This is a genomic window from Pseudoflavonifractor sp. SW1122 (assembly GCF_012027765.1).
Classification (GTDB): Bacteria; Bacillota; Clostridia; order Oscillospirales; family Oscillospiraceae; genus Enterenecus; species Enterenecus faecium.
In genome coordinates, this window is record NZ_SJOS01000028.1 from 19,139 (window position 1) to 32,661 (window position 13,523).

Below are 13,523 nucleotides of genomic sequence, written 5' to 3' on the forward strand. Positions count from 1 at the left end.
AGGGAGGTTGAGGTAATGAGCTACGCTGAATTTAACGCCATCCGCATTGGCATCGCCTCCCCAGAGCAGATCCGGGAGTGGTCCTACGGCGAGGTCAAGAAGCCTGAGACCATCAACTACCGCACCCTGAAGCCGGAGCGGGACGGTCTGTTCTGCGAGCGCATCTTTGGTCCAACCAAGGACTGGGAGTGCCACTGCGGAAAGTATAAGAAGATTCGTTTCAAGGGCAAGGTGTGTGACCGCTGCGGCGTGGAGGTCACCCGGGCCAAGGTGCGCCGTGAGCGCATGGGCCACATTGAGCTGGCCGCCCCCGTGTCCCACATCTGGTACTTTAAGGGCATCCCCTCCCGGATGGGCCTGCTGCTGGATATCAGCCCCCGCATCCTGGAGAAGGTGCTGTACTTCGCCTCCTATATCGTCACCGATCCCGGCCCCGACTACACCCATCTGACCAAGAATCAGATTCTGTCCGACGCCGAGTACCGCAAGCTGCGGGAGTACTACGAGGACGACTTCCAGGCTGGCATGGGCGCTGAGGCCGTCAAGAAGCTGCTGCAAGACCTGGATCTGGAGCAGCTGTCCGAGACCCTGCGGGCCCAGCTCAAGGACGCCACCGGCCAGAAGAAGGCCAAGATCGTCAAGCGTCTGGAAGTGGTGGACGCCTTCCGTCTGTCCGGCAACAAGCCCGAGTGGATGATCATCGACGTGCTGCCCGTCATCCCCCCCGAGCTGCGTCCCATGGTGCAGCTGGACGGCGGCCGCTTCGCCACCTCCGACCTGAACGACCTCTACCGTCGTGTCATCAACCGGAACAACCGTCTCAAGCGCCTGATCCAGCTCAACGCCCCTGACATCATCGTACGCAACGAAAAGCGCATGCTCCAGGAGGCTGTGGACGCCCTCATTGACAACGGCCGCCGCGGCCGTGCCGTCACCGGCGCCAACAACCGGGCTCTGAAGTCCTTGTCCGACCTGCTCAAGGGTAAGCAGGGCCGTTTCCGTCAGAACCTGCTGGGTAAGCGTGTGGACTACTCCGGCCGTTCCGTTATCGTGGTTGGCCCTGAGCTGAAGATCTACCAGTGCGGCGTGCCCAAGGAGATGGCCATCGAGCTGTTCCGCCCCTTCGTGATGAAGAAGCTGGTGGAGGACGGCCACGCCAACAACATCAAGTCCGCCAAGAAGATGGTGGATAAGGCCTCTCCCGCCGTGTGGGACGCTTTGGAGTTTGTCATCAAGGAGCACCCCGTCATGCTCAACCGTGCTCCTACCCTCCACCGTCTGGGCATCCAGGCCTTCGAGCCGGTGCTGGTGGAAGGCCGCGCCATGAAGCTCCACCCCCTGGTGTGTACCGCCTTTAACGCCGACTTCGACGGCGACCAGATGGCTATCCACGTGCCCCTGTCCGCTGAGGCTCAGGCTGAGGCCCGCATCCTGATGCTGGCTGCCAACAACCTGTTGAAGCCCTCCGACGGCGGCGCCGTGGCCGTGCCCACCCAGGACATGGTGTTGGGCTCCTACTACCTGACCTACGAGAAGGACCCCGAGCACGATCCCGACTGTGCCTATGAGACCACCGCCGACGCCGCTGCCGCTCTGGAGCGGGGCGAGGTGGGCATCAACGACCGCATCTGGGTGCGGGACGAGGAGCTGGGCCGCTGGTACCGTACCACCCCCGCCCTCTGCGCTGAGGCTGTGGACGGCAAGGCCCGCGAGGTCTACCAGACCTTCGAGAACGACCAGGCCGCCAAGCTGGCCTACGACGAGGGCGAGCTGGACCTCCACGAGCCCATCCTGGTGCGCCGCACCGCCGAGCTGGACGGCGTGACCCAGGAGAAGATGGTGCGCACCACCGTGGGCCGCCTGATCTTCAACGAGGGCATTCCCCAGGACCTGGGCTTTGTGGACCGCAACGACCCCGAGAAGGCCTTTGATCCTGAAATCAACTTTGTCTGCGGCAAGAAGCAGCTGGGCAAGATCGTGGACAGCTGCATTGCCAAGCACGGCTTCACCGTGTCCGCCACTGTGCTGGACATCATCAAGGCCCGTGGCTATAAGTTCTCCACCCGCGGCTCTCTGACCGTGGCCATCGCCGACATGACCGTGCCTCCCCAGAAGAAGGAACTGATCGCCAACACCGAGAAGGAAGTTGTGAAGATCGAGAACCAGTACAAGCGCGGCTTCCTCACCAACGAGGAGCGGTACCGCTTGGTGGTGTCCGCCTGGGAGAAGACCACTGCCGACGTGTCCGACGCCCTGCAAAAGGGTATGGACCGCTACAACCCCATCTTCATGATGGCCGACTCCGGCGCCCGTGGTTCTGCCGCTCAGATTCGTCAGCTGGCTGGTATGCGTGGTCTGATGGCCGATACCTCCGGCCGTACCATCGAGATCCCCATCAAGGCCAACTTCCGTGAAGGTCTGTCCGTGTTGGAATACTTCATCTCCTCCAGAGGCGCTCGAAAGGGCATGGCCGATACCGCTCTGCGTACCGCCGACTCTGGTTACCTGACCCGCCGTCTGGTGGACGTCTCCCAGGAAGTTATCATCCGGGAGGAGGACTGTGGTACCCACGATGGTATCACCGTGTTCGAGATCAGCGAGAACGGCCAGGTCATCGAGCCCCTCAACGAGCGTCTGCGTGGCCGCTACCTGTGCGAGGACTTCAAGGACTTCCGCACCGGCGAGGTCCTGGTGGGCCACCACGAGATGGTCAGCGCCGACCAGGCCAAGCTCATCGAGGCCAAGCTGCGAGAGCAGGCCGAGGCCGAGGGCGATCCAGACCGCAAGGTATCCATCCGGGTGCGCTCCGTGCTCACCTGTGAGGCCCGCAACGGCGTGTGTGCCAAGTGCTACGGCATGAACATGGCCTTCGGCGAGCCTGTGGGCCAGGGCGAGGCGGTTGGTATCATCGCCGCTCAGTCCATCGGCGAGCCTGGTACCCAGCTGACCATGCGTACCTTCCACACCGGCGGCGTGGCCGGCGGCGATATCACTCAGGGTCTTCCCCGTGTTGAAGAGCTGTTCGAGGCCCGCAAGCCCAAGAAGATGGCCCAGCTGGCCGAGATCTCCGGCACCGTCTCCATGGAGGAGGCCAAGCGTGCCACCCTGTGCAACGTCACCATCACCGCCGACGACGGCGAGGTGGTCACCTACGCCATCCCCTACAGCGCTGGTATCCGGGTCAAGGCCGGAGACCGTGTGGTCAAGGGTCAGGAGCTCACCGACGGTGCTCTGTCCCCCCACGACGTGCTGCGGGTACGTGGTGTGGACGCCGTTCACAACTACCTCATTCAGGAAGTTCAGAAGCCCTACCGTCAGCAGGGCGTAGATATCAACGACAAGCACATCGAGGTCATCGCCCGTCAGATGATGCGCAAGGTGCGTGTGGAGGACGCCGGGGATTCCACCCTGCTGTCCGGCTCCACCGTGGATATCATCGAGTACAAGGACGCCTACAAGGCCGTGGAGGCCCGCATCGCCGCTGGCGAGAAGCAGGAGACCGGCGAGGACCTGCGCCTGCCCACCTGCACCCGTCTGCTGCTGGGTATCACCAAGGCCTCTCTGGCCACCGAGTCCTTCCTGTCCGCCGCCTCCTTCCAGGAGACCACCAAGGTGCTCACCGAAGCCGCCATCAAGGGTAAGGTGGACCACCTGCTGGGCCTGAAGGAGAACGTCATCATCGGTAAGCTCATCCCCGCCGGTTCCGGTCTGGCTGCCTACCGCAAGTATGACAAGATCGAAGACGAGATGCCTCAGGAGGAGAGCCGCTTTGATGCGGTCAACGCCGCCGCTGAGGCCGCCCGGGACGCCGAAGAGCCCGTGGACCACGCCCCTGAGGAAGTGGAGGAGGACGAGATTCTCTCCATCTCCATTGAGGGCGACGAGGAGTAAGCTGCCATTCCATCCAATCAAGATTCCCACCGCTGTACACGCAGCGGTGGGAATTTTTTTGTCTCTGGGGCCTTGACAAACTCGTTAGCCTGTGCTAACTTATAGGCAGTTAGCAAGAGCTAACCAAAGGAGGACCCACCATGCAACCATCTCTGGATCAACTGTTTGCCACCCACTGTGCCCCGGCCTTGGCCGGTGTGGTCCCCGCCAACCTCATCTCTCTGCGGCGTGGAGATGTTCCACACTTGGAGGAAGAGCTGCGGAAGTATCAGCAGGCCTTTGCCCGCCGGGGTGTGAAATTTGACCGCCTGTGCTCCTGCACCAACCGGGAGCTGATTTTGGTCTATCGGCCCCAGCTCATGGCCCAGGCCTTGAAGCGAGACGGGGTAGAGGAGATTCTCACCCCCTGTGGCTACGACCTGAGCCGTCCGGTGGAGGAGATTTTGGCCCACCTGGGCCAGCGGGTCCGCCAGGGCGGCTCCTTTCCCCACGAGATTGGCCTCTTCCTGGGCTATCCGGTGGAAGATGTGGTGGGCTTTATTGAGAATCAAGGGCAGAACTTCAAACTGTGCGGCCCGTGGAAGGTGTACGGGGATGTGGAAGCTGCCCAGCAGTGCTTTACCCGGATGCAGAAGGTGAGCCAGAAAATCCGGGAGCGAATGGAGCAGGGGAATACCTTGTTTCAGGTGTTTGCAGTGGCATAAACTTCGAGAGCTTAGCCTACTCCAGTTTCCAGGAGCAGGCTTGCCAGCCTGGTGGGGACGCTACCCGCTGGGGGTTTCTTTTGAGCGGGCAAAAGAAACCAAAACCCGCTTAGGGCGTTCCCCCCTAAGTACCCCCCTGAGGTACCAGGCTGTCAATGCGTCAAGACTAGGTTCGGCCCGTCACTCTTATTGTGGCTCCTGTTTCTGCCACCACACCAGGTCACCCTGGGAAGCTGGCCCTACAGCCAGGTGGTTTTCACAGCCGGGCCTACCCTGGAGAAGCGGCGTTCCCGCCGCCGGGAACCAGGCCGCCGAGCGCTGGGAACAGCGGCTCACCAGGGTAAGGCCCTGGCGATAGAAGGATTGTTTTTCAGAGAAGTAGGTATGTTCTGTAGAATCTCCACGCCATCCATGTGACCCTACCGGGCCAAGGGCCGAGAAGAGAAGAACGCAGGGGCTCCCAGTACCGCGGGGTGGATTCCACAAGGCGGGGGAAGGTCCCGCCTTTGGCGATTCTTTCCCCGATTTCTCATCGGGGAGAAATCGGGCCCAGCGGAGCGTCCCCGGCTGGGGCGCTGTTCTCTGCCTGAGAAATCGGAGAAGAGCAAGCCTTCACCCTAAGCCCTGACGGACTGCATCTCTCCCAGAGGGAGCGGAGAAACATATTCACTCAACGAGTCATATCAAATGATATATCTTTTAGGAGGTCTTACACATGAGCAAAGTAGCTGTGATCTATTGGAGTCAGACCGGGAACACCCAGCAGATGGCCCAGGCCATCGCCGACGGTGTCACCGGAGCCGGGGTGGAATGCGACCTGATGGAGGTATCCGCCGTCACCCCGCAGCAGGCCCTGGAATATGACAAGCTGGCCCTGGGCTGTCCTGCCATGGGGGCGGAGGTGCTGGAGGAGTCCGAGTTCGAGCCCTTCTTCACCCAGCTGGAGGGTCAGCTGGGCGGCCACACCGTGGCCCTGTTCGGGTCCTACGGCTGGGGCGACGGACAGTGGATGCGGGACTGGGTGGAGCGCACCCAGAGCACCAGAGCCAACCTGCTGGACGAGGAGGGCCTCATGGTCAACGAGACCCCCGACGCCGAGGCCCTGGAGGTGTGCAAGAACCTGGGCGCCCGACTGGCCAACGCATAACAAAGAAAAAGATGTGCCGTAGAAGATCGTTCTTCTGCGGCACATCTTTTTTACTTTTTCAGCTGATACAGGCGGCAGGGACGGCCTCCGGTGTCGTAGTTGACGGTGGAGCAGGCCTCCCCACGCTCCACCAGGTAGTTGGCGTAGCGGCGCACCGTGACCACCGACAGGTTGGTCTGCTTGGAGATGGCCTCGCTGGGCAGCCCCTGGGCAGGGGCGGCGTGGAGACAGTCCCGAATGAGCTTCAGGGTGCTCTCCTGGAGCCCCTTGGGGGCGGAGCGGTCCCCGCTGTCCGGGGGCGCAAACAGCTTATCCAGCTCCCCCTGGGTCACCGCCTGGCCGTGGACGGCCTCTTTGTGGCGGCAGAAGGTGTCCAGGGCCTGCTGGAACCGCTCATAGGTGAAGGGCTTGACCAGGTAGTCCACCACACCCATCTTTAAAAGGGTGTCCACCGAGGCGGCGTCGTTGGCTGCGGTGACCATGATGGCGTCCACGGGGATGGCCTGGGCCCGCAGAGCCCGCAGCAGTTCCACCCCGGTGCACAGGGGCATGTACACGTCCAGAATCACCAGGTCGGCGGGGTTGTGGCTCAGCCACTCCAGAGCAGCCCGGCCATCCGAGCAGGTCTGCACCACGTGGAACCGGGAGTCCTTCTCGGTGAATGTACGGTTTAACAGGGAGACCATGGGGTCATCCTCTACAATGACAACTCGATACAAGGGGTTCACTCCTTCTCTCCGGGTAGTTCCTCCCGGCAAAAGCTGATGAAAAATGAGGTGCCCACGCCGCTCTCCGACTCCACCCGGATGTCTCCGTGGTAGGCCTCCACCACTTCCTGCACCAGGGACAGCCCGGTACCCCGGTGGCGGCCCTTGGTGGAGGCCCCCCGCTGGAACATGGTGTTGCGCAGTACGGTGGGGATGCCGGGTCCGGTGTCCTCCACGCACAACAGCAGGCTGTCCGGGTTCTCCCGGATGCTGACGAAAATCTCCTTGGTGGCGCTGCGGGACTGGTTGAGTACCTCTATGGCATTCTCAATGAGGTTGCCCAAGATGGTCACGTAGGCGTCCGGGGGCAGCCAGTCGCTGTCCTCGCTCAGTCCGCTCTCCCGGTCCAGGGTCAGGCGGATGCCCAGCTCGTTGGCCCGGCTGGTTTTGCCCACCAGTAGGGCGGCCACCGACGGCTCATGGAGCTGGTTCATGATGCGGTTCACCGCCTCCCGGTGGATTTGGGTGGTGTCCATGATGTACTGCTGGGCCTTTTCCGGCTCTCCGATTTGCAGCAGACCCAAAATCACGTGGAGCTTGTTCAAAAACTCGTGGGTGTAGGCCCGCATGGCGTCCACCATGTGGCGCACGCCGGTGAGGTCGTCGGCCATCCGGGCCAGCTCGGTGCGGTTGCGGAAAATGCTCACCGCTCCGTTGAGCTGGCCGTCCTCATACAGGGGCAGGCGGTCAGCCAGCACCCGTACATGCTTTAAAGAGTTGATGCTCACGTTGTACTCCGGCTTTCCCGTGCGGAGAATGCGGTCCAGGGTGGAGCGGGGGTAGAAGTCCGCCAGGGACTTGCCCAGCACCTCGTCCCGGTTGAGGGAGAACATCTCCGCGGCGGCGGTGTTGAGGAAGATGAGCTTTTTGTCCCGGTCAATGGCCATGATGCCCTCCTCCAGGGCGTCCATGATGTCCTCCCGCTGGTGGAAGCGGTGGACGAATGCGTCGGGCTCATAGCCCATGAGGGAGTCCTTGATGCGCTTGGACAGCCGCAGGGCCAGGGTGGAGCCCACCACCGCTGCGGCCAAACCCACCACCGACAGGACGACCACGGTGTGGCGGGTGAGCTGGGCCATGCTGCGGAAGTACACGCCGACAATGATAAAGCCGATGATGTTGCCGTCGTCGTCCCGGACGGGGGCGTAGGCGGAGTGCTCCGAGCCCATGGGGCCGGTCTCGTCGGAGGTGTAGGGGGCGGCCCCTGCCAGGGCATCGGTCTGGGCGGTGCCGGAGTAGGGGGTGTCCACCAGATCGTGGTCCGGGGCGTAGAGCAGGTTGGACTGGGTGTCGCCCACCAATATGAGGTCAATGTCCCGGGTATTCTGGGTGGCCTCATCCAAAAACTCCGCCAGCTCCTGGGTGGAGCGCGTTCCCTCCAGGGCCTCTTGAATCAGGTCAATCCGGGAGAGAATGGCGGCGGAGTTGACCAGGGTGCTGTCTAAGGCGTCCTGACTGTTGTGGAGGGTGAAATACAGGTTTCCCGCCGTGGACAGGACGATGGAGACAATGACGACAATGAGGTTCATTCGGGTCATGCGAGCCCGAATGGAGGCCCCGGACGGTGTGGACATGAAAACTCCCCCTTTTCTATCAGTATAGTAAAAAGGGGGAAGACTGTCAAACCAAACCCTGGGAGAGAACGGTAAGAAACACATTCGCTGTTTTTCTTACTTTTTTTACTTTCGTAAGCCTTACGGGAAGGGGGGGAGTGGGGTACAATGGCACACGCGAAAACGAGGTGATGTGTTTGGATGCATTCAAGGAAATGCTGCTGGAAGAGCTGGGGACACCCACGGCATTTACCATCCCCCTGCTGGGCGGCATCAAGGTGTCGCAGTCGGTGGTGGTATCGTGGATTGTCATGGCGGTGCTCATTCTGGTCTCTGTGTGTCTGACCCGGAATTTAAAGGTAGAGAACCCGGGTAAGGTGCAGGTGGCCCTGGAGAGCGCGGTGGAGTTTCTCAATGGCTTTGTCAAGACCAACATTGGGGAACACTGGAGACCCTTTGCCCCCTGGCTTGGTACCGTAGCGCTGTACATCGGCTTTGCCAACATCATCGGCATCTTCGGCTTTGCCCCGCCCACCAAGGATGTGAGCGTCACGGCAGGTTTGGCCATTCTGAGTATGCTGCTGATCTACGGCTCCCAGTTTCGATACAACGGACTGGTGGGCGGCCTGAAACGGTTTGCCGAGCCTATGCCCCTGCTGCTGCCCATCAACCTGATGGAGGTGGCCATCCGGCCCCTGGCATTGTGTATGCGACTGTTCGGCAACGTGCTGGGCGCCTTCATCATCATGGAAATGCTGAAATTTGTGGCCCCGATTCTGTTCCCGGCGGTGTTCAGCATCTATTTCGACCTGTTTGACGGGTTGATCCAAACCGTTGTCTTTGTGTTCCTGACCACTCAGTTTGTGGGCGAGGGCATCAAAGAGGAAGAGTAAGTATATCAACAAAACATGGAATTAACAGGAGGAACTTATTATGTCTATCGGAATCATTGCTGCAGCTCTGTCTGTGTTCACTGGAATCGGCGCTGGTATCGGCATCGGCGTTGCCACTGGTAAGGCCAGCGAGGCCATTGCCCGTCAGCCCGAGGCCTCCGGCAAGATCAACAGCGCCCTGCTGCTGGGCTGCGCTATGGCAGAAGGTACCGCCATCTTCGGCTTCATCACCGCTCTGCTGATCATCTTTATGGGTTAAGGGGGGAGCCTCCCATGCTGGAGTTCCATCTTTCCACCATCATCTTTACCATCATCAACCTGCTGGTGCTGTACGTCATCCTGCGCAAGGTGCTCTTTGGCAAGGTCAATGCCGTGCTGGAGCAGCGTGCCCAGCTGGTGCAGCAGGAGATTGACGCCGCCCAGGCGGGCAACCGCCAGGCCCAGGAGCTGAAGGCCCAGTACGAGGGCCGACTCCAGGATGCCCACCAGGAGGCGGCCAAGATCGTCTCCGACGCCCAGACCCGTGCCCAGCGGGTGTACGACGGCACCGTGGCCGAGGCCCAGAGCGAGGCCCAGCGGCTGCGCAATGAGGCCCAGGCCCAGATCGCTTCGGAGCGGGAGAACATGCTCCGGGGTGCCCGCCAGGAGGTGGCCTCTCTGGCCCTGCTGGCCGCCGCCAAGGCCGCAGGCCGGTCCATGGATGGCAACGACGACAAGGCCTTTGTGGACGAATTTCTTTCGGAAGTAGGTGAGCAGGCATGAGTGAGTTGGCCCGCCGTTATGCCCAGGCCCTCTATGGGATTTACCCCAACGAGGGCACCCTGGACCTCACAGCCCAGCGGCTGATGGAGAACCAGGAACTGTGGGAGAGCCTTTGCTCTCCTGCCGTGCAGGCAGAGGAGAAGGAGCGTGTTCTGACTCGGCTGCCCATGCTGGACGGACACCGGATTCTGCTCAGCTTCTATTCTCTGCTGGCAGACAAGGGCCGCATGGCTCTGCTGCCCCAGATCGTGGAGGCCTTCCACGACATCGCCCTGGAGGACCGGGGTGCGGCCCGCTGCCGCCTGACCTGTGCCCGGGTGCCCCAGGAGGAGGAGCTGGAAAAGCTCAGAAAGACCCTGTGTCATCTGCACCGCAAGAAGGATGTGGTCTTTGACATTCACACCCAGCCCGAACTCATCGGCGGCTTCGTGCTGGATATCGAGGGCGTGACCTATGACAAGAGCGTCCAGGGGACGCTGACCGGCATGTTCCGGCAACTGGAAGAGAGGCGAATGGCATGAAAACCAACCCCGAAGAGATCGTCTCCATCCTGCGGGAGGAGATTCAAGGATACGACACCCGAGTGCGCCGGGACGAGACCGGCACCGTGCTGGAAGTGGGCGACGGCATCGCCACCGTCTACGGCCTGGACAAGGCAGTGTACGGTGAGTTGGTGGAGCTGGACACCGGCGTCAAGGGCATGGTGATGAACCTGGCCCGGGACAGCGTGGGCGTGGTGCTGCTGGGCAGCGACGCCGGGGTAAAGGAGGGCACCGTGGTGCGCCGCACCGGACGTGCTGCCGACGTGCCCGTGGGCGATGCCCTGGTGGGCCGTGTGGTCAACGTGCTGGGCCAGCCCATCGACGGCCTGGGCCCCATTGAGACCACCGAGACCCGCCCCATCGAGCATGAGGCCAGCGGCGTGGTCACCCGTGAGCCCGTCAACGTGCCCATGCAGACCGGTATTCTGGCCATTGACGCCATGGTGCCCATTGGCCGCGGCCAGCGCGAGCTGATCATCGGCGACCGCCAGACGGGTAAGACCGCCATTGCCGTGGACACCATTCTGAACCAGAAGGGCCAGGATGTGATCTGTATTTACGTGGCCATCGGCCAGAAGGCCTCCACCGTGGCCCGCATTCAGGACACCCTGAAAAAGCACGGGGCCATGGACTACTCCATCATTGTCTCTTCCACCGCCAGTGAGTCCGCCCCCCTGCAATACATCGCCCCCTATGCCGGTGCGGCCATGGGCGAGTACTTTATGAGCCGTGGCAAGGACGTGCTCATCGTCTACGACGATCTGTCCAAGCACGCTGTGGCATACCGTACCCTGTCTCTGCTCCTCAAGCGGTCCCCCGGCCGTGAGGCCTACCCCGGCGACGTATTCTATCTCCACTCCCGTCTGCTGGAGCGGGCCTGCCGCCTGACCAAGGAATATGGCGGCGGTTCCATGACCGCCCTGCCCATCATTGAGACCCAGGCCGGCGACGTGTCCGCCTACATCCCCACCAACGTCATCTCCATCACCGACGGCCAGATTTATTTGGAGAACGACCTGTTCTTTGCCGGTCAGCGCCCCGCCGTCAACGTGGGCCTGTCCGTGTCCCGTGTGGGCGGATCTGCTCAGACCCGGGCCATCAAGAAGACCGCCGGTACCCTGCGTATCGATCTGGCCCGCTTCCGGGAGCTGGAGGTGTTCACCCAGTTCGCCTCTGACCTGGACCCCGCCACCCAGCAGGCTCTGGACCACGGCCGCCGTCTGCTGGAGCTGCTCAAGCAGCCCCTGTACCACCCTTTGCCTGTGAGCCGTCAGGCCGTCATCCTCTACGTGGCCACCAACGGCCTGGTGGACGACGTGCCTCTGGACCAGGTCCGGGACTTTGTTATGGACTTCGCCCAGGAGATGGAGCAGGAGCACGCCGACGTCATGGACGAGATTCAGTCCACCGGAAACCTCAGCGGTCCTGCCATTGAGACCATCCGCGGGGTGCTGGAGGACGCCAAGAAGCGGGTGAGCGCCACATGGCAAGCATAAAGGAAATCCGTACCCACATCAAAAGCGTGGAGCAGACTCTGAAGATCACCAACGCCATGTTCCTCATCTCTTCCTCGAATCTTCAGAAAGCCCGCAAGCAGCTGGCCGATGTGGAGCCCTACTTTCAAAAGATCGGCACCACCATCTCTGACATTCTCCACCACTCCCCGGAGATCAACCATGTCTTCTTTGATAAGCGGCCCCACATTCCGGCGGAGAAGCGGAAGATCGGCTACATTGTCATCACCGGAGACAAGGGCCTGGCCGGTGCCTACAACCATAACATTCTCAAGCTGGCGGAGGAGAAGCTGCGCCAGTCTGCCAACACCAGCCTGTTTGTGGTGGGCCAGGTGGGACGCTCCTACTTCATGGAGCACGGCATTCCCATTGATGTAGAGTTCCTCTACACCGCCCAGAACCCCAACGTGGGCCGGGCCCGGGACATGTCGGAGACCATGCTGGAGCTGTTCCGCCGGGAACAGCTGGACGAGGTGTACGTCATCTTCACCCGCATGGTCAACTCCTTCCAGATGGAGCCCACCATTCACAAGCTGCTCCCCCTGGACCCGGACGCCTTCCCCCAGGAGGAGGAGACCAGTTCCTATAACCGGGACGTGGCCTATGTGCCCTCGGTGAAGGCGGTTATGGACCGCCTGGTCCCCGGCTATGTGAAGGGCGATCTGTTCGGCGCCCTGGTGCAGTCCTACTGCTCGGAGCAAAACGCCCGCATGACCGCCATGAAGTCGTCCAGCGACAACGCCCGGGCCATGCTGCAAACCCTGAACCTGTCCTACAACCGTGCCCGCCAGACCGCCATCACCCAGGAGATCACCGAGGTGGTGGGCGGCGCTCAGGCGGCCCAGTAACCCCACGAAATCATGACACCCGAAAGGTGAGACGATATGAAGGAAAATAGAGGAACCATTGTACAGGTCATGGGACCTGTGGTAGACGTGGCCTTTGGCGGCGGCGTCCTGCCCGAGATCAAGGAAGCCCTTGAGGTGGAGCTGGACGGGAAGCGTCAGGTCATGGAAGTGGCCCAGCACATGGGCGGGGACACCGTGCGGTGCATCATGCTCTCCCCCAGTGAGGGCCTGGGCCGTGGCATGACTGTCACCGCCACCGGAGCCCCCATCTCCGTGCCCGTGGGCAAAGGAGTCCTGGGCCGTATGTTTAACGTCCTGGGCGACACCATCGACGAGAAGGGCCCCGTGGACGCCAAGGAGACCTGGTCCATCCACCGTCAGCCCCCCGCCTTCGAGCAGCAGCGCCCTGTGGTGGAGGTGTTCGAGACCGGCATCAAGGTCATCGACCTGCTAGCCCCCTACGCCAAGGGCGGTAAGATCGGCCTGTTCGGCGGCGCCGGCGTGGGCAAGACCGTTTTGATTCAGGAGCTCATTCACAACATCGCCACCGAGCACGGCGGCTACTCCATCTTCACCGGTGTGGGCGAGCGTACCCGTGAGGGCAACGACCTGTGGCGGGACATGACCGACTCCGGCGTCATTGAGAAGACCGCCCTGGTCTTCGGTCAGATGAACGAGCCCCCCGGAGCCCGTATGCGTGTGGCCCTCACCGGCCTGACCATGGCCGAGTATTTCCGGGACCAGGAGAAGCAGAACGTGCTGCTCTTCATCGACAACATCTTCCGCTACATCCAGGCTGGTTCTGAGGTCTCCGCCCTGATGGGCCGTATGCCCTCCGCCGTGGGCTATCAGCCCACCCTGGCCAACGAGCTGGGCGCTCTGCAAGAGCGTATCACCTCCAC

The 13,523-nt window shown here is 61.8% G+C and carries 12 protein-coding genes; 10 read left to right on the top strand and 2 right to left on the bottom strand.

Going from position 1 to position 13,523, the window contains the following annotated elements:
* Positions 1 to 15: 15 nt before the first annotated feature.
* The 3 genes from rpoC to E0L15_RS07900 all read left to right on the top strand — a co-directional run bounded on the left by rpoC (position 16) and on the right by E0L15_RS07900 (position 5,742).
* Positions 16 to 3,891 (top strand): DNA-directed RNA polymerase subunit beta', encoded by a 3,876-nt coding sequence (gene rpoC / locus E0L15_RS07890; protein WP_168125169.1) that lies wholly within the window; start codon positions 16 to 18, stop codon positions 3,889 to 3,891.
* A gap of 140 nt (positions 3,892 to 4,031) precedes the next feature.
* Positions 4,032 to 4,595 (top strand): DUF3793 family protein, encoded by a 564-nt coding sequence (locus E0L15_RS07895; protein WP_087371690.1) that lies wholly within the window; start codon positions 4,032 to 4,034, stop codon positions 4,593 to 4,595.
* Between the two features lie 715 nt (positions 4,596 to 5,310).
* Complete coding sequence (locus E0L15_RS07900; RefSeq protein ID WP_168125170.1) at positions 5,311 to 5,742, top strand: flavodoxin; 432 nt, start codon at positions 5,311 to 5,313, stop codon at positions 5,740 to 5,742.
* A gap of 50 nt (positions 5,743 to 5,792) precedes the next feature.
* Here the strand turns inward: E0L15_RS07900 and E0L15_RS07905 are convergent, their stop codons facing one another.
* Both E0L15_RS07905 and E0L15_RS07910 read right to left on the bottom strand, forming a co-directional pair.
* Entirely contained in the window at positions 5,793 to 6,461 is a 669-nt protein-coding gene (locus E0L15_RS07905; RefSeq protein ID WP_087371696.1) for a response regulator, read from the bottom strand.
* Between the two features lie 5 nt (positions 6,462 to 6,466).
* Positions 6,467 to 8,083, bottom strand: coding sequence for a sensor histidine kinase (locus E0L15_RS07910; RefSeq protein ID WP_168125171.1), 1,617 nt, complete (start codon positions 8,081 to 8,083; stop codon positions 6,467 to 6,469).
* A 170-nt stretch (positions 8,084 to 8,253) separates the two neighbouring features.
* Between E0L15_RS07910 and E0L15_RS07915 the strand changes: the two genes are divergently transcribed.
* The 7 genes from E0L15_RS07915 to atpD form a co-directional block, all read left to right on the top strand.
* The gene (locus E0L15_RS07915; protein WP_168125172.1) at positions 8,254 to 8,955 is read left to right on the top strand and encodes a F0F1 ATP synthase subunit A; all 702 of its coding nucleotides are present in this window, start codon (positions 8,254 to 8,256) and stop codon (positions 8,953 to 8,955) included.
* Positions 8,956 to 8,995: 40 nt separating this feature from the next.
* Positions 8,996 to 9,214, top strand: a complete 219-nt coding sequence (gene atpE / locus E0L15_RS07920; protein WP_087231601.1) for an ATP synthase F0 subunit C — start codon at positions 8,996 to 8,998, stop codon at positions 9,212 to 9,214.
* 14 nt (positions 9,215 to 9,228) lie between these two features.
* Positions 9,229 to 9,717: a F0F1 ATP synthase subunit B gene (atpF, locus tag E0L15_RS07925; protein WP_168125173.1), complete on the top strand. Its 489-nt coding sequence runs from the start codon at positions 9,229 to 9,231 to the stop codon at positions 9,715 to 9,717.
* The gene (gene atpH / locus E0L15_RS07930) at positions 9,714 to 10,238 is read left to right on the top strand and encodes an ATP synthase F1 subunit delta (protein ID WP_168125174.1); all 525 of its coding nucleotides are present in this window, start codon (positions 9,714 to 9,716) and stop codon (positions 10,236 to 10,238) included. The genes atpF and atpH overlap by 4 nt, the downstream gene beginning before the upstream one ends.
* Positions 10,235 to 11,755, top strand: a complete 1,521-nt coding sequence (gene atpA / locus E0L15_RS07935) for a F0F1 ATP synthase subunit alpha (RefSeq protein WP_168125175.1) — start codon at positions 10,235 to 10,237, stop codon at positions 11,753 to 11,755. The genes atpH and atpA overlap by 4 nt, the downstream gene beginning before the upstream one ends.
* Positions 11,743 to 12,621: an ATP synthase F1 subunit gamma gene (gene atpG / locus E0L15_RS07940; protein ID WP_087231613.1), complete on the top strand. Its 879-nt coding sequence runs from the start codon at positions 11,743 to 11,745 to the stop codon at positions 12,619 to 12,621. The genes atpA and atpG overlap by 13 nt, the downstream gene beginning before the upstream one ends.
* Before the next feature lie 36 nt (positions 12,622 to 12,657).
* The coding region (atpD, locus tag E0L15_RS07945) for a F0F1 ATP synthase subunit beta (protein ID WP_168125176.1) at positions 12,658 to 13,523 on the top strand (866 nt) is incomplete at its 3' end.

What these genes read in the sequence shown, in the direction of transcription:
- rpoC (WP_168125169.1), top strand. Translation starts at nt 16, where the DNA reads ATGAGCTACGCTGAATTTAACGCCATCCGCATTGGCATCGCCTCCCCA.
- E0L15_RS07895 (WP_087371690.1), top strand. Translation starts at nt 4,032, where the DNA reads ATGCAACCATCTCTGGATCAACTGTTTGCCACCCACTGTGCCCCGGCC.
- E0L15_RS07900 (WP_168125170.1), top strand. Translation starts at nt 5,311, where the DNA reads ATGAGCAAAGTAGCTGTGATCTATTGGAGTCAGACCGGGAACACCCAG.
- E0L15_RS07910 (WP_168125171.1), bottom strand. Translation starts at nt 8,083, where the DNA reads ATGTCCACACCGTCCGGGGCCTCCATTCGGGCTCGCATGACCCGAATG.
- E0L15_RS07915 (WP_168125172.1), top strand. Translation starts at nt 8,254, where the DNA reads ATGTGTTTGGATGCATTCAAGGAAATGCTGCTGGAAGAGCTGGGGACA.
- atpE (WP_087231601.1), top strand. Translation starts at nt 8,996, where the DNA reads ATGTCTATCGGAATCATTGCTGCAGCTCTGTCTGTGTTCACTGGAATC.
- atpF (WP_168125173.1), top strand. Translation starts at nt 9,229, where the DNA reads ATGCTGGAGTTCCATCTTTCCACCATCATCTTTACCATCATCAACCTG.
- atpH (WP_168125174.1), top strand. Translation starts at nt 9,714, where the DNA reads ATGAGTGAGTTGGCCCGCCGTTATGCCCAGGCCCTCTATGGGATTTAC.
- atpA (WP_168125175.1), top strand. Translation starts at nt 10,235, where the DNA reads ATGAAAACCAACCCCGAAGAGATCGTCTCCATCCTGCGGGAGGAGATT.
- atpG (WP_087231613.1), top strand. Translation starts at nt 11,743, where the DNA reads ATGGCAAGCATAAAGGAAATCCGTACCCACATCAAAAGCGTGGAGCAG.